The organism is Sphaerisporangium sp. B11E5, assembly GCF_039871875.1.
Classification (GTDB): Bacteria; Actinomycetota; Actinomycetes; order Streptosporangiales; family Streptosporangiaceae; genus Sphaerisporangium.
Map to the genome: position 1 here is coordinate 167,278 of NZ_JBDPMD010000003.1, position 23,573 is coordinate 190,850.

Below are 23,573 nucleotides of genomic sequence, written 5' to 3' on the forward strand. Positions count from 1 at the left end.
ATGGTGACGATACAGTTACTTCGCCGTCTGCTGGGCGCGTGGTCACGGTGTCGTTCGTTCATCAACGGGGGCGGTGGCGACGGAGGTCGGGTGATCTCGATCGGGTGAGGGGTGTATGAATCCGGAACACGGGCCAGGCGGGTTATCCGGCAGGCGGGGGCGGCGGGAGCAGCTCATCCTCGCGGGCAAGTTCGTGGCGGGAGCGGTCACGTTCTCGATCACGGTGGTGGCGTTCTACATCACGATGATCGACCGGCCGGCCAAGCCCACCGCGGACGAGTGGAGAGCCAAGGCGGGGGCGGCGTGCGAGAGGAACTTCGGGAAGACGCAGACCTCCCTGCACACCGCGCTCCTGCAGGTCGCGCCGCTGGTGCAGAAGCCTCCCCCGGTGGGGGAGCAGAGCCCGGCGCTCACCGCGGTGCTGAACTCGATCGACCAGATCGCGGCGTCGTTCCGGTCCATGAGCGCCGACATCCGGGAGATCCCGCTGCCGGAGGACCACAAGAAGGCCGACGTCGACGCGTTGCTGGCGGCGAACCAGGACGTGGCGTCCACATTCAGCTTGATCGCCACGACGCTCGTCAACTACCAGATCGGGCAGCAGGTGAACGCGCCGGAGCTGCAGAAGACGACGACGGCGATGCAGAAGCTGACCACCACCACGTTGCCGTCGTGGCAGGCCAGCGCGCGGCGGCTCGGGCTCGCGCCGTGCCTCGACATCATCGGCACGGGCGTGCTCGGCTCGTCCGCGACACCGGCCCCCTCGCCGTCACCGTCCCTGACCCCGGCCCCGTCTCCCTCGGGGACCGGCTTCACCGACCAGGAGCGAGCCCTGGTCGCGATGCTGAGCACCAACGTGATGATCGACTGCGACCCGGCGCGTGACGAGGAGACCGGGGACATCGTCGCTGCGGTCAACTGCACCGCCGCCCGCACCGGCCCGTCCAAGCGCCCCCTGGTGATGAAGTTCGCCACCAAGGAGGCCATGCAGGAGTGGCTCTCCTCCCGCTCCCGTGGCCTGCCCGACCGCGGCTGCGGCACCGGCGACTCCACCGGCGACTGGCAGCACGACAAGGTCGACATCGGCATCCTCACCTGCAAGCCGGGCAACGACGACAACTACCTGGCCATGTGGACCTTCACCGACCACAACATCGGCGTCATCGCCGAGGCCGCCAACCGCAAGACCATCTGGAACTGGTGGACCAAGAACGCCTACCTCGTCACAGAACCCACCCCGTCCCCCACCGCCTTCACCGCCGCCCAGCAGTCCCTGGTCGCCAAACTGAAGACCAGCGTGCTCAAGAGCTGCGACCCGCGGCCCGACGAGGAGGACGACGGCGTGATCGCCGCCGTCAACTGCACCGCCACCCGCACCGGCCCCGCCAAACGCCCCCTGGTGATGCAGTTCTCCTCCGTGGCCTCCCTGAAGACCTGGCTCGACAACCAGTCCAAGGACCTCCCGGGCATCGGCTGCAGCCGCGGCGACTCGGCCCGGTCGTGGAACCACGAGGGCACCGCCAAGGGCACCCTCGTCTGCAAGCCCGGCAACGACGACAACTACCTCGCCATCTGGACCTTCGACGCCCAGGCCATCGCCGTCATCGCCGAGGCCGCGGACCGCAAGACCATCCGCGACTGGTGGGGCGACAACGCCAACCTGCTCATCGGCTGAGCGACCCGGCCCGGCCGCCGCGGGAACGCGGCGGCCGGGCGGGCGCCGGCACTGTCCGGGTCAGCCGGCGCGTAGTTGGTCGCGCAGGGTGGTGCGGACGTCGCAGTTCTCCAGGGCGAAGGAGTCCGCGAGGGCGATGAGGTCGTCGTCGGTGAGGCCGCGGAAGAGTTCGGCGTACTCGTAGGCGAGGGGCTGGGCGACGGTGAGGTTGAGCAGGAGGGTGCGGACCCAGTCGAAGCGGCCCCACGGGTAGGGGTCGAAGGTGGGGAACTCCTTGTCGATCATCTCGTAGAAGGGCTTGGTGACCTCGGCGACGCCGGAGCCGTCGCTGCCCCACTGGTCGGCGCCGAGGCGGTTCTTCTTGGCGACGAACGCGCCGAAGCGCTTCATGTACGGGGAGTCGGGGCGGACGTACACGAGGCCCTGGCGGCCGAGGTCCTTGTACATCCAGATGGACCAGCCGGCCTCGTCGCGGCGGTAGATGTCGAGCTGGTCGGAAAGGAGCCGCCTGCGCATGGCGTCGGCGCGCTCGTCGCCGGTGTAGATGGGGCCGAACTCGCCGACCCAGACGGGGGTGCCGGTGCGGCGGCAGTACTCGGTGCGCTCGGCGTACTTGGCTTCCAGAGCGGCCTTGTCGAAGTACCTGCCGGCGGTCTCGCCGGGGTAGTCGCCGCCGCCGCCGAGGCCCGGGGCCGCGTAGTCGTGGCAGACGTAGACGGTGTTCTCCCACGGCTCCTCGAAGACGTCGAACTCGGTGGAGTAGGTGTTGCCGTCGAGGAAGAGGATGTGGCGGGGGTCGATCGCGCGGATGGCCTCGACGAGGCGGCTGTAGAACGGGCCGACCACCTCGCGCGACTCGTCGGCGGGCTCATTGACGGGGTTGTAGCCGGCGACCCAGGGGTTGTCCTTGTAGTGCTCGGCGATGTGCTCCCAGATCGCCACCACGCGGTCCTGGAAGTGCGGGTGGTCCCAGAACGCGGGGCGGTGCGTCGGGTTGTCGGAGTGCCAGTGGTGGTTCTGCGAGCCGGGGAGCGCGTGCAGGTCGATCACGGAGTAGATGCCGTGCCTGGCGCACGCCTCGATCGCCCGGTCCAGGTGACGGAAGCCGTCCTTCTTGAAGTCGAACGGGCGGGCGTCGTCCTCGAAGTGGCGGTAGTTGACGGGGAGGCGCACGCAGTTCATGCCGGCGTCGGCCAGCAGCTTCGCGTCGGCCTCACCGAAGAACGAGGTGAGCAGGCGCTCGAAGAAGAGCTCGTAGCGGTCGTCGCCCAGTACCGCGCGTACCGTGCTCCGCATGAGGGACTCGTTGCCGGAGTAGCCGGTGATGAAGTTCTCCATGTTGAGCCAGCCGCCCACCGCGACGCCGCGCAGGCGGACCGTGTCGCCCGCCTCGTCGACGAAATGGCGTCCCGCGGTACGAAGAAACGTCATGGGGTCTGTTCCTCATATCTATAGCTGGTGATCGGGGGTGGAGACACGGGGGGTGAGGAAAGAGGGCTACTTGATGGCGCCGGCCGACAGGCCGCGCTCGAAGAGACCCTGGAGGCACAGGTACGCCACGATCTCCGGGATGGCGGTGATGACGGCGCTGGCCAGCACCTTGGTCTGGTCGTTGCTGAACTGGCTGACGAAGAACTGCGGCAACAGCGTGACGGTCTGCTGCGCGGGGTCCTGGATGAGCACCAGCGGCAGCAGGTAGGCGTTCCACGAGCCGATCAGCGTCAGCACGACGATCGCCGCGGCGATGGGCCGCGTCATCGGCACCACGATGTAGCGGAACGCCGTGAACGTGGTCGCGCCGTCGATGCGGGCCGCGTCGAACAGCGCGTCCGGCACGCCGTCGATGAACCGGCGGGCGATCAGCACCGTGAACGGGATCTGCAGCGCCGCGAGCGGCAGCACCACCGCCCAGTACGTGTCGTACACGCCGAGCGCCAGCGTGGTGGCGAACAGCGGGGTGAGCAGCACGACCTCGGGCAGGGTGAGCGCGACCAGGATCATCCAGAAGTAGATCTCCTTGCGGCGGATGTGCAGCTTGGAGAACCCGAACGCGGCGAGCATCGTCAGGACGTACGTGATGAGGATCGTGGACGCGGAGATGATGACGCTGCTCCGGAAGAACGTCCCGATGGCGCCGACCTCGAACACCGCGCGGTAGTTGCCGACGCCCTCACCCGCCAGCGAGCCCTGCACCATGACGACCAGCGGGAACAGGTACGGGACGGCCAGCAGCGTGACGAGGACCTGCAGCAGGAGCTTGGCCGGCAGGCGGCGTGCCTCAAACACCTTCGGTGTCCTTTCGGTTGGCGCGGACGGCGACGGCGATGGCGCCGACCAGCGCCAGGACGAGCAACATGATCGACAGGGCCGCCCCGTAGCCGACGTGGGCGCTCGGGATGCTGATCCGGTAGATGTAGGTGCCGAGGAACTCGGTGGCGTAGTTGGGCCCGCCGATGGTCACCAGGTACGGCACGTCGAAGGTCTTCAGCGCCCCGATCACGCTCAGCATGGCGAGCGCCACGGTCGTGCCCCGCACCCCCGGCCACACGATGCTGACCAGGGTGCGCAGGTTGCTCGCGCCGTCGGTGCGCGCGGCCTCGAGCGTCTCGGGCTCGATCTGCCCCATCGCGGCGTAGTACAGCACGAACGTCAGGCCGGTGAAGTTCCAGACGGTGATGAACATGATCACCGGCATGGCGGTGCCGGACTGGGCCAGCCACGGCTGGGACAGGAAACCGAGCCCGATGTGGTCCAGCGTCCAGTTGAGCTGCCCGTCGGCGGCGAACATCTGCCGGAACACCGGCGCCATCGTCGCCGGGGCGATCACCACGGGGGTGAAGATGACGACCTTGTAGAGGGTGCCGAGCTTCACCTTCGAGTGCAGCAGCGCCGCGAAGACGAACCCGAGCGCGGTCTGCACGGTGAACGTCACGGCGAAGAAGATGATCGTGTGCCAGATCGCCTTCCAGAAGATCGGGTCCTGGAGGATCTGCTCGTAGTTGCCGAGCCCCACTGAGGTCGGCGTCGGGCTGGTGCCGTCCCAGTCGAGGGTCGACAGGTAGCCGGTCTCGCCGATGCAGTAGTAGAGCAGGCCGACGACGAAGACGAACGCCGGCATGATCCACGGAAGGCCGGAGGGCCGCAGCGTCCTCCCCAGGGGGCGGCCCTGGGGAGGAGAGGCGGCGGACGTCGGACGGCGCGCCCCGGTCTTCGACGAGGTCGTGGAGGTCATGGTTCTCCTCGGTTCGGATGGGACGACCGCCCGGGGGGGTTACTTGATCTTCGAGGCCGTGTCCTGCAGCGTGGCGGCGGCCTGCTCGGGGGTCGCCTGGCCCGCCGCCACGGTGGTGGACGCGACACCGATCGCGGTCTGCAGGTCGGCGACCACGGTCGCGAGGCGCGGCTCGGTGGACTTGCCCGCGTCGGTGATCAGCTTCTCCAGCGCGGGGCGCTGCACCTCGGGGTTGACCAGCTTCACGGTGTCCCAGTCGGGCTGGGCGCTGGTGAGGGCGGGGATGTCGTTGAGGACGTCGGCCACCACCTGCTGGCCCTCGGCCGAGGTGCCGAGCCAGGTCGCGAAGGTCGTGGCGGCCGCGATGTTCTTGGACCTCTTGTTCACCGCGAGCCCGAAGTCCGCGTCACCGTACAGCGCGCCGACGTTGCCGGTGCCCGCGACGTCCGGGAACGGGATGGGGAGCTGGGTGAACGGCTTGGGGTCGGCCACGCCGGCGCCGGAGATGGCGGCCGTGCTGCCCTCGACGGTGGAGTACTGCATGTACCAGGTGCCCATCATCACCATGGCGTACTTGCCGGACATGAAGCCGTTGTTGGCGTCCGGGTACTGCTGCATGCCGAGGGCGCCCTCCTGCATGATCCCGTCGTCGAACAGCTTCTTCCAGATGCCGAGCGCCTTGACGATCGCCGGGTCGGTCCACGGCACCTCGCCCTTCAGCGCCTTCTCCCACACGCCGGGGGCGACGTTGTCGGTGATGGCCTGCAGGGTGTCCTCGTTGAACGCGGTCTGCGCGGCGCCCTGCACGAAACAGCCGACGTTGTTGGACGTGAAGGTCTCGCAGACCTTCTTCCACTCGTCGTACGTCTTCGGCGGCGTGAGCTGGTACTTGTCGAACAGGTCCTTGTTGATCCAGACGATGCCGGAGAACACCGAGCCGACCGACAGCGCGGCGAGCTTGCCGCCGTTCATGAGGCTGGACACGCCGATGGGGGCCAGCTTGGACTGCCAGTCCGTGCCGAGGGCCTTCTCGACGGCGGGCTTGAGGTCCACGGCGTTCACGCCGTAGATGTCGACCGAGCCGTTCGCGGCGCCGGGGGCGACGTCGAACACGTCGGGGCCCACCGAGGAGGCCAGCGCGGGGCGGATGGCCGCGTCGTAGCCGTCGATGGTCAGTTTCTTGAAGGTGACCTTGATGTTCGGGTAGACCTTGTTGAACGCCTTGATGTACGCCTCCGCGGGCGCCGCGTCGGGCGTCCACCCCCACCAGGTGATGCTTCCCGAGTCGGCCGACCCCTTGTCCGCCGTCTCGGCCGGTCCCCCGCCGGCACACCCGCTGAGCGTCAACCCCACGGCCATCAGCGCGGCGACGGTTCCCAGGGGGTTACGCTTCCAGATTCGCGAGGATCCCAGCATGTGATCTCTCCTTGCACGTGATTAGGCACGCACCGTTTATTTGACGCCGCTCCGCCCTGCGGGCACCGCCGACGGGTTCGACCGGACAACGAGAGCCGGACCTGTTGACACTTCCGAAAGTTTCGAAAGTGGTCGTCGCAAGAGCGAAACACCGGCTGCCATACAGTGTCAAGAACTTGGCGGGAATTGTTTCCGGGGAGTTTCGAAATCCGAGATCTCCTCCGGCCGGTCGTCTCGGCCTGGACGCGCCGCCACATGAGGTTCCCGCAGCATACCTCTGGCAGGTTTCCCCTGCTCCGTGGTGCTCTGGACCACTCCGGCCTTACCGATGCTACGGTTAGAGAAAGTTTCGACAGACCGACCGAACGCGTGAAGAGGTGTCGTGACGATCGAACCGTTGGCCCCGAGCACACGCAAGCGGGCCGCGGGCAAGCGGAACCGCGTGACCATCGCGATGGTCGCACGGGAGGCCGGCGTGTCCGTGCCGACCGTGAGCAAGGTGCTCAACGGCCGGGACGCCGTGGGACCGGAGACCCGCAGGAAGGTCCAGGACGCGCTGAGCTCGACGGGCTACCAGCGCAGGGCCAGGTCGGAGCCGCGCAAGGTGGGCCTGGTCGACTTCGTGATCACCGAGCTCGACACCGCCTGGGCCTGCGAGCTGCTGCGCGGCGCCGAGCAGGAGGCGTACCGCCTCGGCTCACGGCTGGTGCTCACCGTCACCCACGACCGCCAGGACAACCCGCGCGAATGGCTGCGCACGCTCACCTCGCGGCCCACCGACGGCGTGGTCCTGGTCGGGTCGAGCACCCGGCACGTCGCCGCCGCGCGCCTTCGCACCATCGAGGCGCCGTTCGTGGTGATCGACCAGTTCGGCTGGTACGACCACGACATCCCGACCATCGGCGCGACCAACTGGGCCGGGGGCTTCACCGCGACCGAGCACCTCATCGGCCTCGGCCACCGCCGCATCGGCGTGATCACCGGGCCGGACGACGTGCGGTGCAGCCTGGAGCGCCTGGACGGCTACCGCGCCGCGCTGCGCCGGGCCGGCCTGCCGGTGGACGAGAGCCTCATCCGGCAGGGCGACTTCTACGCCGGCGGCGGCAGGCGCGGCGCGGCGAGCCTGCTCGACCTGCCCGAGCCGCCCACCGCCGTGTTCGCCGGCTCCGACCAGCAGGCGGCGGGCGTCTACGAGGAGGCGCACGTGCGCGGCCTGCGCGTGCCCGACGACCTCAGCGTGGTGGGCTTCGACGACACCGAGGTCTGCGAGTGGATGTCCCCCCACCTGACCACGATCCGCCAGCCGCTCGCCCAGATGGCGGTGATCGCCGTGCGCAACGTGCTCGAACCGGCGCACACCGGCGGCGAGCAGCCCCTGCGCCTGGAGCTGTCCACCAGCCTCGTCGTGCGCGAGAGCACCGCCGCGCCGCGCGACCGCGTCAGGCGTTGATCACATCGCGCCAGGAGTGCTCCGGCTCGTAGCCGAGCTCCGCGCGTGCGCGGGTGAGATCGAGCACGCTCTCGTGTCCCTCCAGCGGCCGGTTCAGCGGCACGTCGGGGAAGACCTCGGCGACGAGGCCGGCGGAAGGCCGGTCCATGATGGTGTCGCCCGCGGCGATGACGTAGGCGGGGGCGCCGGTGACATCGGCGAGCAGGGCGCGGCGGCAGGCCTGGCCGACGTCGCGCACGTCGACGTAGCCCCACAGGTCGAACACCCTGCTCAGCGGGTCGCCCCAGTAGGTCGGGACCTTCGGGTAGTCGGTGGCGTCGTGGATGTTGGACAGGCGCAGGGCGACGATCGGGATGCCGGACCACTCGGAGACGTGCTCGGCCATGGTCTCCCCGAGCACCTTGGACAGGGCGTACGTGGAGCGCGGGTACGGGTAGTGGCCCTCGTCCACCGGCAGGTACCTCGGCGGGGCGTCCGGGCCGAAGGGGAAGCCGAGCGCGGTCTCGCTGGACGCCCACACGACGCGGGAGATGCCCGTCTTGGCGGCGGCGAGGAAGACGTTGGCGTTCATCGCGTTGTTGGTGTTCAGCGTGCGGGCGTCGGTGAAGAAGCCCGGCGCGGGGATGGCCGCCAGGTGCACGACGCCGTCCACGCCGGTCAGCGCGTCCACGGCGTCGCCGTAGTCGGTGAGGTCGGCCCGCAGCAGCGGCGCGCCGAGCTCGGCCAGGTCGCCGCGGTCACCCGGCGCGCCCGTGTTGTCGATGGCCCGCACCTCGTGCCCGTGAGCGAGCAGGTCCTGGAGCACGCCACGCCCGGCCTTGCCGCTCGCCCCTGTCACCGCGATCTTCACGGTCGGCCTCGCTTTCACCCGTCTGTCCTGGTATCGCAGCCCTACCGTAGTAGATCGGCGTCCGAAAGTTCATCGAAACTATCGTCCGTTCCGCTTTCATGGACGGCGCAGCCCTGACGAGCGGAAACCCGGGTCTCAGGCATGCTGATGGGGGTCACGACCTTGACGTCTGGGGTCGGCCGTTCTACTTTGTCACCGTACCGATGAAGTTTCGGATAGTTTCCGAAACTTTCTGCGCAAACTTTCTCCCGAAGGAGTCCCCGGTGCCTCTGGTGCAAGTCGACCTAGAGCGTTCCCTCGCTGAACGGCTGGGAGAGCAGATCAGCGACGGGATCCATCAGGCCCTGGTGGACGCGCTCGGGATGGACCCGGCCGACAAGTTCCAGATCTTCCGTACCCACGCGCCGGGCGAGATCGTCTTCGACCCCACCTACAACGGCGTCGACCGCAGGTCACTCGTCAGCATCCAGGTCCAGATGGTGCACATGTACGACGTCACCACCAAGTGGGCGATGTTCGACCAGATCGCCAAGCGGCTGGAGGAGATCGGCGTCCGCAACGACGACCTGCTGATCAGCGTCGTGGAGAACGGCTTCGAGGACTGGTACGCCGGCAAGTCCCGGAGCTAACGCGATCCCTGCGACAGTTGGAGTCCATCCGATGAAGGTTCTCTATATCGGCGGCACCGGCACGATCAGCTCGTCCTGCGTGGCCGAGTCCGTGCGCCAGGGGCACGACGTGCACGTGCTGAACCGTGGCCGCACCTCCGGCCGCCGCCCCCTGCCGGACGGCGTCACCACGATCACCGCGGACGTCCAGGACGCCGGGTCGGTGCGGCGGGCCCTGGCCGGCGAGACGTTCGACAGCGTGGTCAACTTCCTGAGCTACGGCGCCAAGGACGCCGAGGCCATGGTGGACCTGCTGGACGGCCGCGTCGGGCAGTACGTCCACATCAGCTCCGCCTCGATCTACCACAAGCCGGTGCGCAAGGTGCCCATCACCGAGTCCACCACCCGGCACAACCCGTACCTGGCCTACGCCCGCGACAAGATCGCCGCCGAGGACGCGCTGCACCGCGCGTACGAGGAGCGGGACTTCCCCGTCACGATCGTGCGCCCCTCGCACACCTACGACGACGCCAACCCGCCGCTGCCCGGCGACTGGACCGCGTGGGACCGGATCGCGCGCGGCGACGAGCTGGTCGTGCCGGGCGACGGCACCAGCCTGTGGACGCTGACGCACGCCAAGGACCTCGCCGTCGGCCTCGCCGGCCTGACCGGCAACTGGCAGGCCATCGGGGAGGACTTCCACATCACCTCCGACGAGGCGCTGACGTGGGACGGCATCTACGACGCCATCGCACGCACGTCCGGCCGGACGGCCCGGCTGCTGCACCTGCCCTCGGAGCTCCTGCCCAAGGTGGCACCCGACTGGTTCTGGTCCGACCTGATCGTCGGCGACCTCGCGCACAGCGCGGTGTTCGACAACAGCAAGATCAGGCGGTTCGTCCCCGCGTTCCGGCCGACCGTGACGTGGTCGGAGGGTGCCCGGCGCCTGCACGCCTGGCGTGAGGCGCACCCCGAGCAGACCCGCCCCGACCCGACGACCGACGCGGTGCTCGCCCGGCTGGTCACGGCGCACCGGACGGCCGTGTCCGCGCTCGCGCCCCTGGCGCCGTGATGGCGGGCGAGCCCACCGGCCGCACCGCCGAGGTGTGGCTGGAGGTGTCCGGCGTCCACCTCGAAGGCGTGGTGTGGGACGACGCCGCGGGCCTGGTGCGGTTCGTCGACATCCCCCGGGGCAAGGTCTTCCACGCCGACCCGGCCACCGCCGAGGCCGGCGTGGTGGACCTGCCCGCGCCGGTCACCGCCGTGCACCCGACCACCGACCCCGCGACACTCCTGATCGCGGACGGCGACGGCATGGCGCTGGTCTCCGGCGGCGCCGTCACCGAGCGGCTCGCCGCGCCGCTGGCCGGGCGGCCGGAGATCCGCATGAACGACGGCAACGTCGACCCCGCCGGGCGCTACCTGGCGGGCAGCATGGCGTACGACGTCACGCCGGGCGCGGCCTGCCTGTACCGCCTGAACCGCGACCGTTCGCTGGACACCGTGCTGACCGATGTGACCATCGGCAACGGCCTGGACTGGTCCCCCGACGGCACCCTGTGCTACTTCGTGGACACCCCGACCCGCAGGGTGGACCTGTTCGACTACGACGTGGCGACCGGCGAACTGTCCGGCCGCCGCGTGTTCGCCGACACCTCCGGCGTGCCCGGCATGCCCGACGGCCTGACCGTGGACGCCGGCGGCGGGGTGTGGGTAGCGTTCTGGGGTGGTTCGCGCGTCGTCCGCTACGCCCCGGACGGCGGCCTCGACCAGACCGTGCACCTGCCGGTGACCCAGGTGACGTCCTGCGCGTTCGGTGGCCCGGACCTCGACCAGCTCTACATCACCACCTCCACCGAGACCCTTTCCCCCGAGGCGCTGCGCCGGCAGCCCGCCGCGGGCGCGATCTTCCGGGCCGAGCCCGGCCGCCGCGGCCTCCCCGCGAACAGGTTCGTGATCTGACATGGCAGGACACCCGACCGGCCCGGCCGGCAGGCGCCCCTTCGGCCGCACCGGGCTCGGAGTGACGCCCATCTGCATCGGCACCAGCCCGCTGGCGAGCATGCCCGGGTTGTACGGCTACGAGGTGGACGACGCGCGGGCCGAGGCCACGGTGGACGCCGTGCTCGACGGCCCGTTCAACTTCATGGACACCTCCAACAACTACGGCAACGGCACCGCCGAGCGCCGCATCGGCGCCGTGGTGCGCCGCCGCGGCCTGCCCGACGGGTTCGTGCTCGCCACCAAGGCCGACGCCGACCCCGAGACCGGTGACTTCTCCGGCGCCCGGGTGCGCCGCTCGGTGGAGGAGAGCCTGGAACGCCTCGGGGTGGACCGCGTGCCGGTGATGTACCTGCACGACCCCGAGTTCCACATCACGTTCGAGGAGGCCATGGCCCCGGGCGGCGCGGTGGAGGCGCTGGTCGCGCTGCGCGACGAGGGCGTGGTCGGTCACCTCGGCATCGCGGGCGGCCCGGTGGACCTCATGCGCCGGTACGTCGGCACCGGCGTGTTCGCCGCCGTCATCAACCACAACCGCTGGACCCTGGTGGACCGCGCCGCGGGGCCGCTGATGGACGACGCCGCGGCCCGCGGGGTCGCCTTCGTGAACGGCGCGCCGTACGGCGGCGGCATGCTCGTCAAGGGCCCCGACGCCCAGCCCCGGTACGCCTACCGTGACACCGACGAGTCGGTGCGCGAGGCCGTCCGGCGCATGCAGGCGGCGTGCGCGGCGCACGACGTGCCGCTCGCCGCCGCCGCGCTGCAGTTCTCCCTGCGCGACCCCCGGGTGACGTCGACCATCGTCGGCGTCTCCGAGCCGGAGCGCATCGCCGCGACCCTGGAGCTCGCCACCACCCCGATCCCCGGTGAGCTGTGGGAGGAACTCGACCGGCTGGCACCCCCGCCGGGCGGGTGGCTGGACTGACCGGCTTCACGAAGCCACACGAAACGGAGTGACACATGACCACCGTGAGCACGGACACCGCCCCGGAGGTGTGGAAGGACACCGGCCGGTCCCCCGAGGAGCGGGTCGAGGCGCTGATGGCGCGCATGAGCCTGGCCGAGAAGATCGCCCAGCTCTACGGCGTCTGGGTGGGCATCGACAACACCGACGGCGAGATGGCCCCCCACCAGCACGAGTTCACCGCGCTGCCCGTCGAGTGGGACGAGCTGGTGAAGAACGGCATGGGCCAGCTCACCCGGCCGTTCGGCACCAAGCCGGTGGACGTCGCCAAGGGCGCGGCCACCCTCGCCGCCGCCCAGCGGTCCATCGTGGCGGCCGGACGCTGGGGCATCCCCGCGGTGGTGCACGAGGAGATCCTCACCGGCCTCGCCGCGTGGAAGGCCGGCGTGTACCCCTCGCCGCTGTGCTGGGGCGCGACGTTCGACCCCGCGCTGGTGGAGCGCATGGGCGCGCAGATCGGCGCCACCATGCGGCGCCTCGGCGTGCACCAGGGCCTCGCGCCGGTGCTGGACGTCGCCCGTGACCTGCGCTGGGGCCGGGTCGAGGAGACCATCGGCGAGGACCCCGTGCTGGTCGGCACCATCGGCGCCGCGTACGTGCGTGGCGTGCAGTCCGCGGGTGTCATCGCCACGCTGAAGCACTTCGTGGGGTACTCGGCGTCCAAGGCCGGGCGCAACCTCGCGCCGGTGTCCGCGGGCCCCCGCGAGGTCGCCGACGTGCTGCTGCCGCCGTTCGAGATGGCGCTGCGCGCGGGCGCGGGCTCGGTGATGAACTCCTACTCCGACATCGACGGCACCCCGGTGGCGGCCGACCCGGCGCTGCTCACCGACCGGCTCCGCGACACCTACGGCTTCACCGGCACCGTCGTCGCCGACTACTTCTCGGTCGCGTTCCTGCAGACGCTGCACAGCGTGGCGGCGTCCCCGGCGGACGCGGCCCGGCTGGCGCTCACCGCCGGCATCGACGTCGAGCTGCCCACGGTGAACTGCTACGGCCCGCCGCTGGTGGAGGCCGTCGAGCGGGGCGAGGTGGACGTCGCGCTGATCGACCGGGCGCTGCGGCGGGTGCTGCTGCAGAAGTGCGCGCTCGGCCTGCTCGACGAGGGCTGGACGCCGGAGTCGTCCGTGCTGGACGAGGACGGCGACATCGTGCTCGACGACGCCGAGGTGCGGTCGCTTGCGGGCGAGCTGGCCAGGCGTTCCGTCGTGCTCCTGCGCAACACCGGCGCGCTGCCGCTGGCGCCCGCCGTGAAGCTGGCCGTGGTGGGGCCGCGGGCCGACACCCCGCAGGCCATGATGGGCTGCTACTCGTTCCCGATGCACGTCGGCGTGCACCACCCCGAGGCCGGCATCGGCATCGAGGTGCCGACGCTGGTGGAGGCGCTGCGCGCCGACCCGGCCGGGTACGACGTGCGGTACGAGCAGGGCGTGCCGGTGCTCGGCGGCGACGACGCCGGCATCGCGGCGGCCGTCGCGGCGGCCGAGGACGCCGACGTGTGCGTGGCCGTGCTCGGGGACCAGGCGGGCCTGTTCGGGCGCGGCACCTCCGGCGAGGGCTGCGACGCGGCGGACCTGCGGCTGCCCGGACGCCAGGAGGAGCTGCTGGAGGCCGTGCTCGCCACCGGCACGCCGGTGGTGCTGGTCCTGCTGGTCGGCCGGCCCTACGAGCTCGGCCGGCAGGTCGACCGGCTCGCGGCCGTGGTGTGCGGGTTCTTCCCCGGCGAGGAAGGCGCGGCGGCGCTGGCCGACGTGCTGTCGGGGCGGATCGACGCGGCGGGACGGCTGCCGGTGAGCTTCCCCGGCGACGGCGGCACCCAGCCCGCCACCTACCTCGCCGCGCCGCTGGCCCGGCGCAGCGAGGTCAGCAACATCGACCCGACGCCGCTGTTCCCGTTCGGCCACGGCCTGTCGTACGCGCCTGTCACCTGGGCGGGTGTCGAGGGCGGCACGTCCTGGGCCACCGACGGCACCTACGACGTGCGGGTCACGCTGCGCAACGAGTCCGAGCGTGAGGTGTCGGAGGTCGTGCAGGTGTACCTGCACGACCCGGTGGCCGAGGCCGCCCGCCCGGTGCAGGCCCTGATCGCCGCCCACCGGGTGGACCTCGCCCCCGGCCAGACCCGCGAGGTGACGCTCACGCTGCACGCCGACCAGACGTCCTACACCGGGGCGTCCTGGCGGCGGCAGGTGGACGCCGGCGAGGTGGAGCTGCGGGTGGGCGCGTCCAGCGCCGACATCCGCGAGACCCTCGCCGTCACGATGACCGGCCCGCGGCGCCACGTCGGCTTCGACCGGGTCATGGAGGCGACCGTCACCACCGCGTGACGGCGTGGAGGAGGCGGCCCCGCGCGCAGGCGGGGCCGCCCTCTTCTACTCGTTCGGGTACCGCAAGCCTGCCTGCGCGCGGACCTCGTCCATGGTGCCCATGATCTCGCAGGTCTCGTCGAGGGTGAGGACAGGGCTCTCCAGCAGGCCCTCGCGGACGCAGCGGGCCACCTCCTCGGTCTGGAAGCGCAGGCCGTTGCCGGGGACGGGCCACTCGTAGCGCTCGGTCGCGCCGGTGCGGGTGGTCAGGGTGAACGACGTCGGCCGGTACCACCAGGGCTCGATGTCGATGCGCGCCTCCGTGCCGGCGATGGACGCGCGGTTCGGCAGGAAGGCCTCCATGGTGCTCACGGCGACGCCCTGCCGGCCGCCCTCGTAGCCGGTGATCACCGAGGTGTGGCCGTCCACGCCGGTGTCACCGAACTGCGTCGAGGCGGTCACCGTGGCGGGGGCGCCGAACACCATGGACAGGAACGACACCGGGTAGACCCCGAGGTCGAGCAGCGCGCCGCCGCCGAGGTAGGGGTCGAACATGCGGTGCGCGGGGTCGCGGCGGAACCAGACGCCGTGCTCGGCGTTCACCAGGCGCACGTCACCGAGGCGCCCCTCGGCGAGCAGCTCGCGGATGCGGACCATGTGGGGCAGGAAACGCGTCCACATGGCCTCCATGAGGAACACCCCGCGGGCCCGCGCCGCCTTGACGACCTCCTCGGCCTCGGCGCGGTTGATGGTGAACGGCTTCTCGACCAGCACGGCCTTGCCCGCCTCGATGGCGGCGAGCGCGGCGTCCTTGTGCCCGGTGTGCGGCGTCGCGACGTACACCGCGTCGACGTCCTCGGCGGCCAGCATCTCGGCCTGGTCGCCGTAGGAGCGGGGCGCGCCGACCTGCGCGGCGAACGCCTCGGCGCGGGCGGCGGTGCGGGAGCCGACCGCCACCAGCGTGCCGGCGTCCGACAGGCGCAGGTCCTCGGCGAAGGCCTTGGCGATGCCGCCGGTGCCGACGACGGCCCAGCGCAGGGGTTGAGGGGATGAGGTGGTCATCGCAGCGATGTCTCCAGAGAAGGGGTGAATTCCTGGGGGTCTCCCGGCTTGCCGCGCGTGATGGGGTTGCGCAGCACGCCGACGCCCCCGATGCCGATCTCGACCACGTCGCCAGGGGCGAGCGTGAACGGCGCCGGCGGCACCAGGCAGGTGCCGGTGGACAGCACGACGCCGTCGGGGTGGACGTCGCCGAGCATCAGGTACGCCACCAGGCCGTCGAGGCGCCGGCGCAGCCGCCCGGTGCTCGCCTCGCCCTGCCACACGGGGGCGCCGTCGCGGTGGATCGCCATCGTGATGGGCAGGTCGTAGGGGTCCTCGACCTCCCACACCGGCGTGACCCACGGGCCGAGCCCGCACGAGCCGTAGAAAATCTTGGCCTGGGGCAGGTAGAGGGGGTTCTCGCCTTCGATGCTGCGCGACGACATGTCGTTGCACACCGAGTAGCCGACGATCTCGCCGTGGGAGTTCACCACGAGGGCCAGCTCGGGCTCGGGCACGTCCACCGCCGAGTCGGGGCGGATGGAGAGGTCTCCCCCGGTGCCGACGGCGCGCCAGCCGACCGACTTGAAGAAGATCTCGGGCCGCACGGCGTCGTACACCTGCTCGTAGACGGTGGCGGAGTGCTCGCTCTCCTCGACGCGGGCCTCACGGGACGTCTCGTAGGTGACACCCGCGCCCCACACCTCGGTGCGGCCGTCCACGGGGGCGAGCAGCTCGACGTCCTCCAGCGGCACGCTCTCGCCGCGGGGGCCGCCGAGGCGGGCGCGCAGCTCGTCCAGCGGGAGCGTCCACAGCTCCGCGAGGGACGCGACGCCGGTCAGCTCGGCCACCGCGCCGTCCTCGTGCAGCCCGACCCGGGGCCCGGCTTGTCGCGTTCGGTACCTGACGATGTTCACTCGACTCCTTACGGTTCTTCCCTGCTCAGCCGCCGAAGCCGTCCTGCGCGTGGGCCCGCAGGTACTCCATGTCGAAGTCCAGGCCGAGGCCGGGGCCGGCCGGCAGCGTGAGGCGGCCGCCGCGGTTGTCCAGCGGGGTGCGCAGGAAGCGGTTGTACGCGCCGAGATCGTGACCGCTCGACTCGATGCGGTAGAAGTTCGGCACGGTCAGCATCACATGGCCGCCGGCGACGAGGTTCACCGGGCCACTGGCGTCGTGCGGGGAGACCGGCACGTAGTAGGCCTCGGCCATCGTGGCGATCTTCTTCAGCTCGCTGACACCGCCGGTCCAGGTGACGTCCGGCATGACGAAGTCGGCGAGCCGGTTCTCCAGCACCGGGACGAAGTCCCAGCGGGTGTGCAGCCGCTCCCCCACCGAGATGGGCACCCGCACCTTGTCGCGCACCTGCGCCAGGGCGTGGCGGCTCTCCGGGGGCACCGGCTCCTCGTACCAGTGGACGCCGCCGAGCTCGTCGATGGCCTGGCCGAGGCGGATCGCCGTCGGCACGTCGAAGCGGCCGTGCGCGTCGATGAGCAGCTCGACGTCCGGGCCGGCCAGCTCGCGGATCAGCGCGGTCAGCTCGACGGCCTCGCGCTCCCCGGCCCGGCTCATGCGGCCGTCCAGGTAGCGGTCGTTGGCCTCGGGCTCGCCGGGCGCGTGCGGGAACGGGTCGAACTTGACGGCGGTGTGCCCGGACTCGACGATCTTGGCGATCTCGTCGGCGACACCCTCCCGGGTGCCGAACCGGGACTGGTCGGGATGGGTGTACAGCAGCAGGTCGTCGCGGACGGCGCCGCCGAGCAGGTCGTGCACCGGCACGCCGAGCACCTTGCCGCGGATGTCCCACAGGGCGATGTCGATGGCGCTGACCACGTTGGTGCCGGCGCCGCGGCTGCCCATGTAGGTGAAGGCCCGGAACACCTTGTGCCAGATGTCCTCGATGCGCGCGGGGTCCTCCCCGGCGACCAGCTCGTTCGCCTGCCGCAGCATGGCCGCGACGCCGCGGTTGGCGGCGCGGGTCGTGGTGGTGACCTCGCCCCAGCCGTCCACGCCCTCGTCGGTGCGCACCTGGAGGAACAGGAACTCGCCCCAGTAGGAGCCGCCGGACCGCACCAGCCACGGCACCAGCTCCGTGATCTTCACTACGCCGCTCCTCTCAGGGCGTGCCCGCGGGCCGGGCCGCCGGCGTGCGCCCGCGGCCCCCGAGCCGGGCCGGTGTCACGCGCCCGCACCGTACCGGGCGCGCCGCCAGCGCTCGTACTCGGGCCTGGCCTCCTCAGAGAGCGGATAGTACGCGCGCAGGTCGCCCCCCTGGGACAGCCGCAACCGGGAGAACTCCTCCCATTCGGCGTGGGTGCTCGCCTCCGCCAGCAGGGCCGGGGCGAGCTTGATGGGCACGACCACCGCGCCGTCGTCGTCCGCCACGATGATGTCGCCCGGCATCACGACCGTGTTCCCGCAGGCCACCGGCACGTTGACGGCCGTGGGGAAGATCCCGGTCTGGGAGTGGAAGTTGGGGGTGGCGCCGCGCACCCACAGGCCGAGGCCCAGGTCGCGCACCTTGCCGATGTCGCGCACGCAGCCGTCCACGACGACGCCGACGCCGCCTCGGCTCTTGAAGTACAACATCATCATCTCGCCGAACACGCCGCTGCCCATGTCGCCGCGCGCGTCCACCACCACGATGTCGCCGGGTCTGGTGTGGTACAGCACGTGCCGGTGCAGTTGCTTCTCCGGGTCGGCGTACTCGTCCACCGGGTACAGGTCCTCGCGCTTCGGCATGAACTGCAGGGTGAGCGCGGGGCCCGCGACGCAGACGCCGGGGGTGTGCGCGACCGGGCCGCTGATGTGCGCGCTGCGGACCCCGAGGCGGTTCAGCTCGCTGCTGGCGGTGGCGCTGCCGATGGCTTGCAGGCCGGCCACGAGGTCGGCCGCCGGGCGGACGATGTCGTGCGTCTCGATCACGTCGGTCTCTCTTTCGCCCGGGAGATCCTCGCCAGCGGAGTTTCGAGGTAATTTCGGAGATCTGTGGCTGCCGTAATGGTAGCGTTCCTGGGCCTTTCGGGCGATGGCCCAGGTCACACCGCCGAAACCGAGCAGAGAACCGGTCGAAACTGAGCGGTGGTGTTCAGCGGGCCTTGCGCTTGGGCAGGGGGGCGGTGCTGCCGCGCACCACCAGCTTGGTGGACAGCTCGACCCGGCCCTCGGGCATCTCGGTGCCGTCCTGGTGGGCGAGCAGGGTGCGGACGGCCAGGGCGGCCAGCTCGGCGATGGGCTGGCGCACGGTGGTGAGCGGCGGCGTCACCCACTGGGACATCGGCACGTCGTCGAACCCCACCACGCTGAGGTCGTCGGGCACGCGCAGGCCCCGCTGCTGCACCGCGGCGTACACGCCGAGCGCCTGCTCGTCGTTCGCCGCGAAGATCGCCGTGGGCGGCTCGGGACGGTCCAGCAGGGCGAGGGCCAGCTTGTAGCCGGAGGAGTAGTGGAAGTCGCCGTGCTCCACCAGGGCGTCGTCGGCCACGATGCCGGACCTCTCCAGCGTCGCGCGGTACCCGGCCAGCCTGGCCTGGCTGCACAGGAAGCGCATGGGCCCGGTGATCATGCCGATGCGCCGGTGGCCGAGGTCGATGAGGTGCTGGGTGGCGGCCATGCCGCCGCCCCAGTTGCCCGCGCCGATGGACGGGATGTCGCCGTCGGAGTCGCCGACCGGGTCCACCAGGACCGCCGGGATGCCGAGCTTGGCGATGCGCTTGTGGTCGGCCGCCGTGAGCTCGGACAACGCGAGGATGATGCCGCGCGGCGCGCGGTCGGCGATGTCCTCCAGCCACTGCTGGCCCCGGCCGGGGCCGCCGTCGAGCACCGACACCACGACGCCGATGCGCGAGCCGCGGGCGGCCTCCTCGGCGCCGCGGATCATCTCGGCGGCCCACGGCGTGCTCGGGTCGTTGAACAGTATCTCCATGAGGCCGCCGCGGCGTTCGGCGATCACGGGCCGCTTGGTGCGCTTGGTCGGGACGTACCCGCGCGCCACGAGCATGGCCTCGATCTGATTGCGGGTGGAGGGCGCGACGTCGGAACGGCCGTTGAGCACCTTCGACACTGTCGCGCGGGACACCCCGGCCTCGGCAGCGATGTCGGCGACGGTGACGCGCCGTTCGATCGAGTCGGACACCAACCGTTGCTCCATCACCGAAACTTGGCTTCTTTGTCTCGACACCATGGTAAAGGGCGACGGTCGTCTGAACCCAACGCTTGGTCGTTTACCCTGTCTGCTCCGTATTGACGACCTCCGCCGGGTTTCGCTGCCCTGCCCCCGCACGGCGGCTCAGTGCGAATCGCGCGGCACCTCGCTCCCGCGCATGCCCCGCAGGAACCCGAAGTCCGCGCCGCCGTCCGCCTGGAGCACGTGCTCCCGGTACAACCACCGGTAGCCGCTCTCGTCCTCGGACTTCGGCGGCAGCCACTCGGCGCGGCGGCGCTCCAGCTCCTCGTCCGGCACGAGCAGCGTCAGCCGCCGGGCCGGCACGTCCAGCTCGATGCGGTCCCCGGTGCGCACCAGCGCGAGCGGGCCGCCGACGGCCGCCTCGGGCGAGACGTGCAGCACGACCGTGCCGAAACCGGTGCCGCTCATGCGGCCGTCGCTGATGCGCACCATGTCGGTGACACCGGCGCGCAGCAGCTTGGCGGGCAGCGGCACGTTCGCCACCTCGGGCATGCCGGGGTAGCCCTTCGGGCCGGCGCCCCGGATGACCAGCACGTCCTCGGGCGACACGTCGAGGTCGTCGTCGTCGCAGACCGCGTGGTAGTCCTCGGGCGAGTCGAACACCAGGGCACGCCCGGTGTGGCGCATCAGCTCCGGCGAGGCCGCCGACTGCTTGATCACCGCGCCGGCGGGGGCGAGGTTGCCGCGCAGGACCGCGGTGCCGGTGCCCGCGGGCTGCAGCGGCTCACCGAGCGGGCGGATCACCTCGGTGTTCCAGCAGACCGCGTCGGCGACGTTCTCGCCGACGCCGCGGCCGGTGACGGTCAGGGCGCCGCCGTGCAGCAGGCCCGCCTCGTCCAGCTCGCGCAGCACGACCGGCAGGCCGCCCGCGTAGCAGAAGTCCTCCATCAGGAACCGGCCGGACGGCATGAGGTCCACGATGGTCGGCACGTCCCTGACCAGGGCGTCGAAGTCGTCCAGGCGGAGGTCCACGCCGAGACGTCCCGCGAGGGCGATCAGGTGGATGATGGCGTTGGTGGAGCCGCCGATGGCGGCGTTGGTCCTGATGGCGTTCTCGAACGCCTCGCGGGTGAGGATGGTGCTCGGCCGCAGGTCCTCCTCGACCATCGCGACGATGCGCTTGCCCGCCTCCTGCGCGACCTCGAAGCGGCGGGAGTCCACCGCGGGCCAGGTGGCCGAGCCGGGGAGCTGCATGCCGAGCGCCTCGGCCATGCACGCCATCGTGGAGGCCGTGCCCATCGTCATGCAGTGGCCGTTCGAGCGGGCCATGCAGCCCTCGGCGACGTGACCCTCCTGCACGGACATGCGGCCGGCCTTGATCTCGGCCTCGAACTTCCACACGTGGGTGCCGGAGCCGACGTCCTGGCCGCGGTACTTGCCGTTCAGCATCGGGCCGCCGGTGACCATCACGGCCGGCAGGTCGACGCTGGCGGCCCCCATGAGCAGGCCGGGGGTGGTCTTGTCGCAGCCGGACAGCAACACCACGCCGTCCAGCGGGTTGGCGCGGATCAGCTCCTCGGCCTGCATGGCCAGCATGTTGCGGTACAACATGGCGGTGGGGCGCAGCAGCGTCTCACCGGTCGCCATCACCGGGAACTCCAGCGGGAAGCCGCCCGCCATCCACACACCGCGCTTGACGGCCTCGGCCACCCGGTCCAGGTGCGCGTTGCACGGCGCGAGCTCCGACCACGTGCTGGCGATGCCGATGACCGGGCGGCCGTCGAAGACCTCCGGGCCGAAGCCCTGGTTGCGCATCCACGAGCGGTACAACATGCCGGACCGGCCCTCGGCCGCGAACCAGTGCGCACTGCGCCGGTGATGCGTGGCGTGCCCGCCCTTGGCACCGTGTCCGGCCTGGCCGTCCGGGCCGCCGCCCTCGGCGCCGTGTCCTTCCTGGCGCTCGAACTGGTCGGGCGGGTCGGGCTGCTCGTGCTGTCCCTGTCGTCCGTGCTGTTCCTGCTCCATCGGGTCCCCGTTCACATCCATCCGCCGTCCACGATCCACTTCTGCCCGGTGCACATGGCGCTGTCGTCGGCCGCCAGCCACAACACCAGCCGGGCCACGTCGCCCGGCATGACGTTGTCGGGCAGCGACTGCACCTGTGCCAGTTTCTCCCGTACCTCCGGCGTCACCCAGTGGGTCAGCTGCCGCTCGGTGAAGACCCACCCCGGCACGACGCAGTTCACCCTGACGCGGTCCGGCCCGAGCTCCCGCGCCATCGTGCGCGTCAGCCCCTCGATGGCGGCCTTGGAGGCGATGTACATGGGCAGGCCCACGAAGTCCGTGTGCGCGCTGATCGAGCCGAGGTTGACGATCGACCCGCCGCCGAGGGACCGCATGCCCGCCAATACGGCCCGCATGGCGAAGAAGTGGTGCCGCAGGTTCACCGCGATGCCGTGGTCCCACGTGGCCGGGTCGATGGACTCGAAGTCCTGCCGCAGGTCGTTGGCCGCGTTGTTGACGAGCACCGACACCGGCCCGAGCTCCCGCTCCACGACCGCGACCGCGGCCTTGAGCCCCTCGACGTCGCAGACGTCCGCGTGCACGTACAGCGGCTCGGGGCATCCGGTGCCGGCCAGCTTCTCCAGCAGCCGGGCGGCCCCTGCGTCGTCGATGTCGGCGAACCCGACCCGCGTCCCCTGCGCCGCGAGCGCCGCGACGAACTCGGCGCCGAGCCCGGTGGCACCCCCGGTGACGAAGGCCACCTTCCCCCGCAAGCTGGGGTAGACGGCGTACCGGGACTCCGGCTCCTGTGTGACGGTCATGCTGTCTCCCACGGAAGGACCACACCCCGGCCGACTGCTCCACCGGTCAGGTCCGCGAACGCCTCGTTGACACGGCCGAGCGGATACCGCCGGCCGATGAGCCTGTCCAGCGGCAGCCGGCCCGCGAGGTACAGGCCGAACAACCGCGGCAGGTCCACCAGCGGGTTCGCCGACCCGTACAAGCTGCCCACCACCCGTTTCTCCCGCTGCACCAGCAGGTTCAACGGCACCTGGAACGTCTGCCCCACCTTCCCGAGCCCCACCGCCACGACCGTGCCCCCCGGCCGCAACACCTCGAACGCCGTCTCCAGCGTCGCCGGCCGCCCGATGGCCTCCACGGCCCACTCGGCCCCACCCGGCCGGATCTCCTGGACCGCCGCCGCGACGTCCTCCCGCGAGGCGTCGACCGTGTGCGTCGCCCCGAGGCTCCTCGCCATCTCCAGCCGCTCGGCGACGACGTCCACCACGACGATCGGACCGGCCCCCGCGAGCACCGCCCCCAGCACGGTGGAGAGCCCGACCCCGCCCGCCCCGAAGATGACGACGGCCTCCCCCGCGCACCGCTCGATGGCGTTGAGCACCGTCCCCACCCCGGTGATCACCGCACACCCCGCGATGGCCGCGATCTCCGCGGGCACCCCCTCAGGCACCGGCACCACAGCCCGCTCGGAAACCACACAGTGCTCCGCGAAACAGGAAACCCCCAGCAGGTGATGCACCCGAACCCCGTCGACGTGCAGCCGGGTCGTCCCGTCCAGCAACCCCCCCGACCCCACCATGATCCCCGCCGCCTCACACAAGGCGGGCCGCCCCACAAGGCAGTACCGGCACACCCCGCACCGAGGCCGCCACATCAGACACACCCGATCCCCCACGGCGACCCGCGAGACCCCCGCCCCCACCGCCTCGACAACCCCCGCCCCCTCATGCCCCGGCACGACAGGCAACGGACACCGCAGATCCCCCACCAGATAGTGCTGATCACTGTGACAAACCCCAGCCGCCTCAACCCTGACCAGCACCTCTTCAGGCCCAGGCCCATCCAGCCCAAGATCCCGCACCACGAGAGGCGCCCCAACGTGTTC

At 71.1% G+C, this 23,573-nt stretch carries 20 protein-coding genes; 7 read left to right on the top strand and 13 right to left on the bottom strand.

All coding sequences use genetic code 11. The features are described from left to right. Positions 1–115: 115 nt before the first annotated feature. Complete coding sequence (locus ABGB17_RS04745; protein ID WP_347626507.1) at positions 116–1,675, top strand: hypothetical protein; 1,560 nt, start codon at positions 116–118, stop codon at positions 1,673–1,675. Between the two features lie 60 nt (positions 1,676–1,735). On the opposite strand, the gene ABGB17_RS04750 is transcribed toward ABGB17_RS04745, so the two are convergent. The 4 genes from ABGB17_RS04750 to ABGB17_RS04765 all read right to left on the bottom strand — a co-directional run bounded on the left by ABGB17_RS04750 (position 1,736) and on the right by ABGB17_RS04765 (position 6,323). Further along, complete coding sequence (locus ABGB17_RS04750; protein WP_347626508.1) at positions 1,736–3,106, bottom strand: cellulase family glycosylhydrolase; 1,371 nt, start codon at positions 3,104–3,106, stop codon at positions 1,736–1,738. Positions 3,107–3,172: 66 nt separating this feature from the next. Then, positions 3,173–3,961 carry a carbohydrate ABC transporter permease gene (locus tag ABGB17_RS04755; protein ID WP_347626509.1) on the bottom strand — a complete coding sequence of 263 codons (789 nt, stop codon included), beginning with the start codon at positions 3,959–3,961 and terminating at the stop codon, positions 3,173–3,175. Continuing rightward, on the bottom strand, positions 3,954–4,907 hold the full coding sequence (locus tag ABGB17_RS04760) for a sugar ABC transporter permease (RefSeq protein WP_347626510.1): 954 nt from the start codon (positions 4,905–4,907) through the stop codon (positions 3,954–3,956). The genes ABGB17_RS04755 and ABGB17_RS04760 overlap by 8 nt, the downstream gene beginning before the upstream one ends. A 39-nt stretch (positions 4,908–4,946) precedes the next feature. After that, entirely contained in the window at positions 4,947–6,323 is a 1,377-nt protein-coding gene (locus ABGB17_RS04765; RefSeq protein ID WP_347626511.1) for an ABC transporter substrate-binding protein, read from the bottom strand. Between the two features lie 382 nt (positions 6,324–6,705). On the opposite strand from ABGB17_RS04765, the gene ABGB17_RS04770 reads away from it, so the two are divergent. After that, positions 6,706–7,773 (top strand): LacI family DNA-binding transcriptional regulator, encoded by a 1,068-nt coding sequence (locus ABGB17_RS04770; protein WP_347626512.1) that lies wholly within the window; start codon positions 6,706–6,708, stop codon positions 7,771–7,773. Here the strand turns inward: ABGB17_RS04770 and ABGB17_RS04775 are convergent. Beyond that, a complete protein-coding gene (locus tag ABGB17_RS04775; protein WP_347626513.1) occupies positions 7,763–8,641 on the bottom strand; it encodes an NAD(P)-dependent oxidoreductase in 879 nt (292 codons plus the stop codon). The two genes, ABGB17_RS04770 and ABGB17_RS04775, sit on opposite strands and share 11 nt — an antisense overlap. A 245-nt stretch (positions 8,642–8,886) precedes the next feature. On the opposite strand from ABGB17_RS04775, the gene ABGB17_RS04780 reads away from it, so the two are divergent. From ABGB17_RS04780 to ABGB17_RS04800, 5 genes are read left to right on the top strand one after another with little or no spacing between them, the layout of a single operon-like run. After that, on the top strand, positions 8,887–9,252 hold the full coding sequence (locus ABGB17_RS04780; RefSeq protein ID WP_347626514.1) for a tautomerase family protein: 366 nt from the start codon (positions 8,887–8,889) through the stop codon (positions 9,250–9,252). 31 nt (positions 9,253–9,283) lie between these two features. Continuing rightward, a complete protein-coding gene (locus tag ABGB17_RS04785; RefSeq protein ID WP_347626515.1) occupies positions 9,284–10,303 on the top strand; it encodes an NAD-dependent epimerase/dehydratase family protein in 1,020 nt (339 codons plus the stop codon). Further along, entirely contained in the window at positions 10,303–11,193 is an 891-nt protein-coding gene (locus tag ABGB17_RS04790) for an SMP-30/gluconolactonase/LRE family protein (RefSeq protein ID WP_347626516.1), read from the top strand. Before ABGB17_RS04785 ends, ABGB17_RS04790 begins: the two co-directional genes overlap by 1 nt. A 1-nt stretch (position 11,194) precedes the next feature. Continuing rightward, positions 11,195–12,157, top strand: coding sequence for an aldo/keto reductase (locus tag ABGB17_RS04795; RefSeq protein ID WP_347626517.1), 963 nt, complete (start codon positions 11,195–11,197; stop codon positions 12,155–12,157). A 35-nt stretch (positions 12,158–12,192) separates the two neighbouring features. Further along, the gene (locus ABGB17_RS04800) at positions 12,193–14,520 is read left to right on the top strand and encodes a glycoside hydrolase family 3 N-terminal domain-containing protein (protein ID WP_347626518.1); all 2,328 of its coding nucleotides are present in this window, start codon (positions 12,193–12,195) and stop codon (positions 14,518–14,520) included. A gap of 45 nt (positions 14,521–14,565) precedes the next feature. On the opposite strand, the gene ABGB17_RS04805 is transcribed toward ABGB17_RS04800, so the two are convergent. From ABGB17_RS04805 to ABGB17_RS04840, 8 genes are all read right to left on the bottom strand, one after another. Continuing rightward, the gene (locus ABGB17_RS04805; protein WP_347626519.1) at positions 14,566–15,561 is read right to left on the bottom strand and encodes a Gfo/Idh/MocA family oxidoreductase; all 996 of its coding nucleotides are present in this window, start codon (positions 15,559–15,561) and stop codon (positions 14,566–14,568) included. Then, positions 15,558–16,457 carry a fumarylacetoacetate hydrolase family protein gene (locus ABGB17_RS04810; RefSeq protein WP_347626521.1) on the bottom strand — a complete coding sequence of 300 codons (900 nt, stop codon included), beginning with the start codon at positions 16,455–16,457 and terminating at the stop codon, positions 15,558–15,560. The genes ABGB17_RS04805 and ABGB17_RS04810 overlap by 4 nt, the downstream gene beginning before the upstream one ends. A 25-nt stretch (positions 16,458–16,482) precedes the next feature. After that, positions 16,483–17,640 carry a mandelate racemase/muconate lactonizing enzyme family protein gene (locus tag ABGB17_RS04815; RefSeq protein ID WP_347626522.1) on the bottom strand — a complete coding sequence of 386 codons (1,158 nt, stop codon included), beginning with the start codon at positions 17,638–17,640 and terminating at the stop codon, positions 16,483–16,485. Positions 17,641–17,715: 75 nt separating this feature from the next. Next, entirely contained in the window at positions 17,716–18,462 is a 747-nt protein-coding gene (locus ABGB17_RS04820) for a hypothetical protein (RefSeq protein ID WP_347626524.1), read from the bottom strand. 163 nt (positions 18,463–18,625) lie between these two features. After that, positions 18,626–19,687, bottom strand: coding sequence for a LacI family DNA-binding transcriptional regulator (locus tag ABGB17_RS04825; RefSeq protein WP_347626525.1), 1,062 nt, complete (start codon positions 19,685–19,687; stop codon positions 18,626–18,628). Between the two features lie 138 nt (positions 19,688–19,825). Continuing rightward, on the bottom strand, positions 19,826–21,709 hold the full coding sequence (locus ABGB17_RS04830) for an IlvD/Edd family dehydratase (RefSeq protein ID WP_347626526.1): 1,884 nt from the start codon (positions 21,707–21,709) through the stop codon (positions 19,826–19,828). Next, positions 21,700–22,488: an SDR family oxidoreductase gene (locus ABGB17_RS04835; RefSeq protein ID WP_347626527.1), complete on the bottom strand. Its 789-nt coding sequence runs from the start codon at positions 22,486–22,488 to the stop codon at positions 21,700–21,702. The genes ABGB17_RS04830 and ABGB17_RS04835 overlap by 10 nt, the downstream gene beginning before the upstream one ends. Next, a complete protein-coding gene (locus ABGB17_RS04840) occupies positions 22,485–23,165 on the bottom strand; it encodes a zinc-binding dehydrogenase (protein ID WP_347626528.1) in 681 nt (226 codons plus the stop codon). Before ABGB17_RS04840 ends, ABGB17_RS04835 begins: the two co-directional genes overlap by 4 nt. Between the last annotated feature and the right edge of the window lie 408 nt (positions 23,166–23,573).

Excerpts from the sequence above, each read along its gene's own strand:
- ABGB17_RS04790 (WP_347626516.1), top strand. The coding sequence starts at position 10,303 with ATGGCGGGCGAGCCCACCGGCCGCACCGCCGAGGTGTGGCTGGAGGTG.
- ABGB17_RS04785 (WP_347626515.1), top strand. The coding sequence starts at position 9,284 with ATGAAGGTTCTCTATATCGGCGGCACCGGCACGATCAGCTCGTCCTGC.
- ABGB17_RS04835 (WP_347626527.1), bottom strand. The coding sequence starts at position 22,488 with ATGACCGTCACACAGGAGCCGGAGTCCCGGTACGCCGTCTACCCCAGC.
- ABGB17_RS04765 (WP_347626511.1), bottom strand. The coding sequence starts at position 6,323 with ATGCTGGGATCCTCGCGAATCTGGAAGCGTAACCCCCTGGGAACCGTC.
- ABGB17_RS04800 (WP_347626518.1), top strand. The coding sequence starts at position 12,193 with ATGACCACCGTGAGCACGGACACCGCCCCGGAGGTGTGGAAGGACACC.
- ABGB17_RS04805 (WP_347626519.1), bottom strand. The coding sequence starts at position 15,561 with ATGACCACCTCATCCCCTCAACCCCTGCGCTGGGCCGTCGTCGGCACC.
- ABGB17_RS04750 (WP_347626508.1), bottom strand. The coding sequence starts at position 3,106 with ATGACGTTTCTTCGTACCGCGGGACGCCATTTCGTCGACGAGGCGGGC.
- ABGB17_RS04745 (WP_347626507.1), top strand. The coding sequence starts at position 116 with ATGAATCCGGAACACGGGCCAGGCGGGTTATCCGGCAGGCGGGGGCGG.
- ABGB17_RS04760 (WP_347626510.1), bottom strand. The coding sequence starts at position 4,907 with ATGACCTCCACGACCTCGTCGAAGACCGGGGCGCGCCGTCCGACGTCC.
- ABGB17_RS04795 (WP_347626517.1), top strand. The coding sequence starts at position 11,195 with ATGGCAGGACACCCGACCGGCCCGGCCGGCAGGCGCCCCTTCGGCCGC.
- ABGB17_RS04825 (WP_347626525.1), bottom strand. The coding sequence starts at position 19,687 with ATGGAGCAACGGTTGGTGTCCGACTCGATCGAACGGCGCGTCACCGTC.
- ABGB17_RS04830 (WP_347626526.1), bottom strand. The coding sequence starts at position 21,709 with ATGGATGTGAACGGGGACCCGATGGAGCAGGAACAGCACGGACGACAG.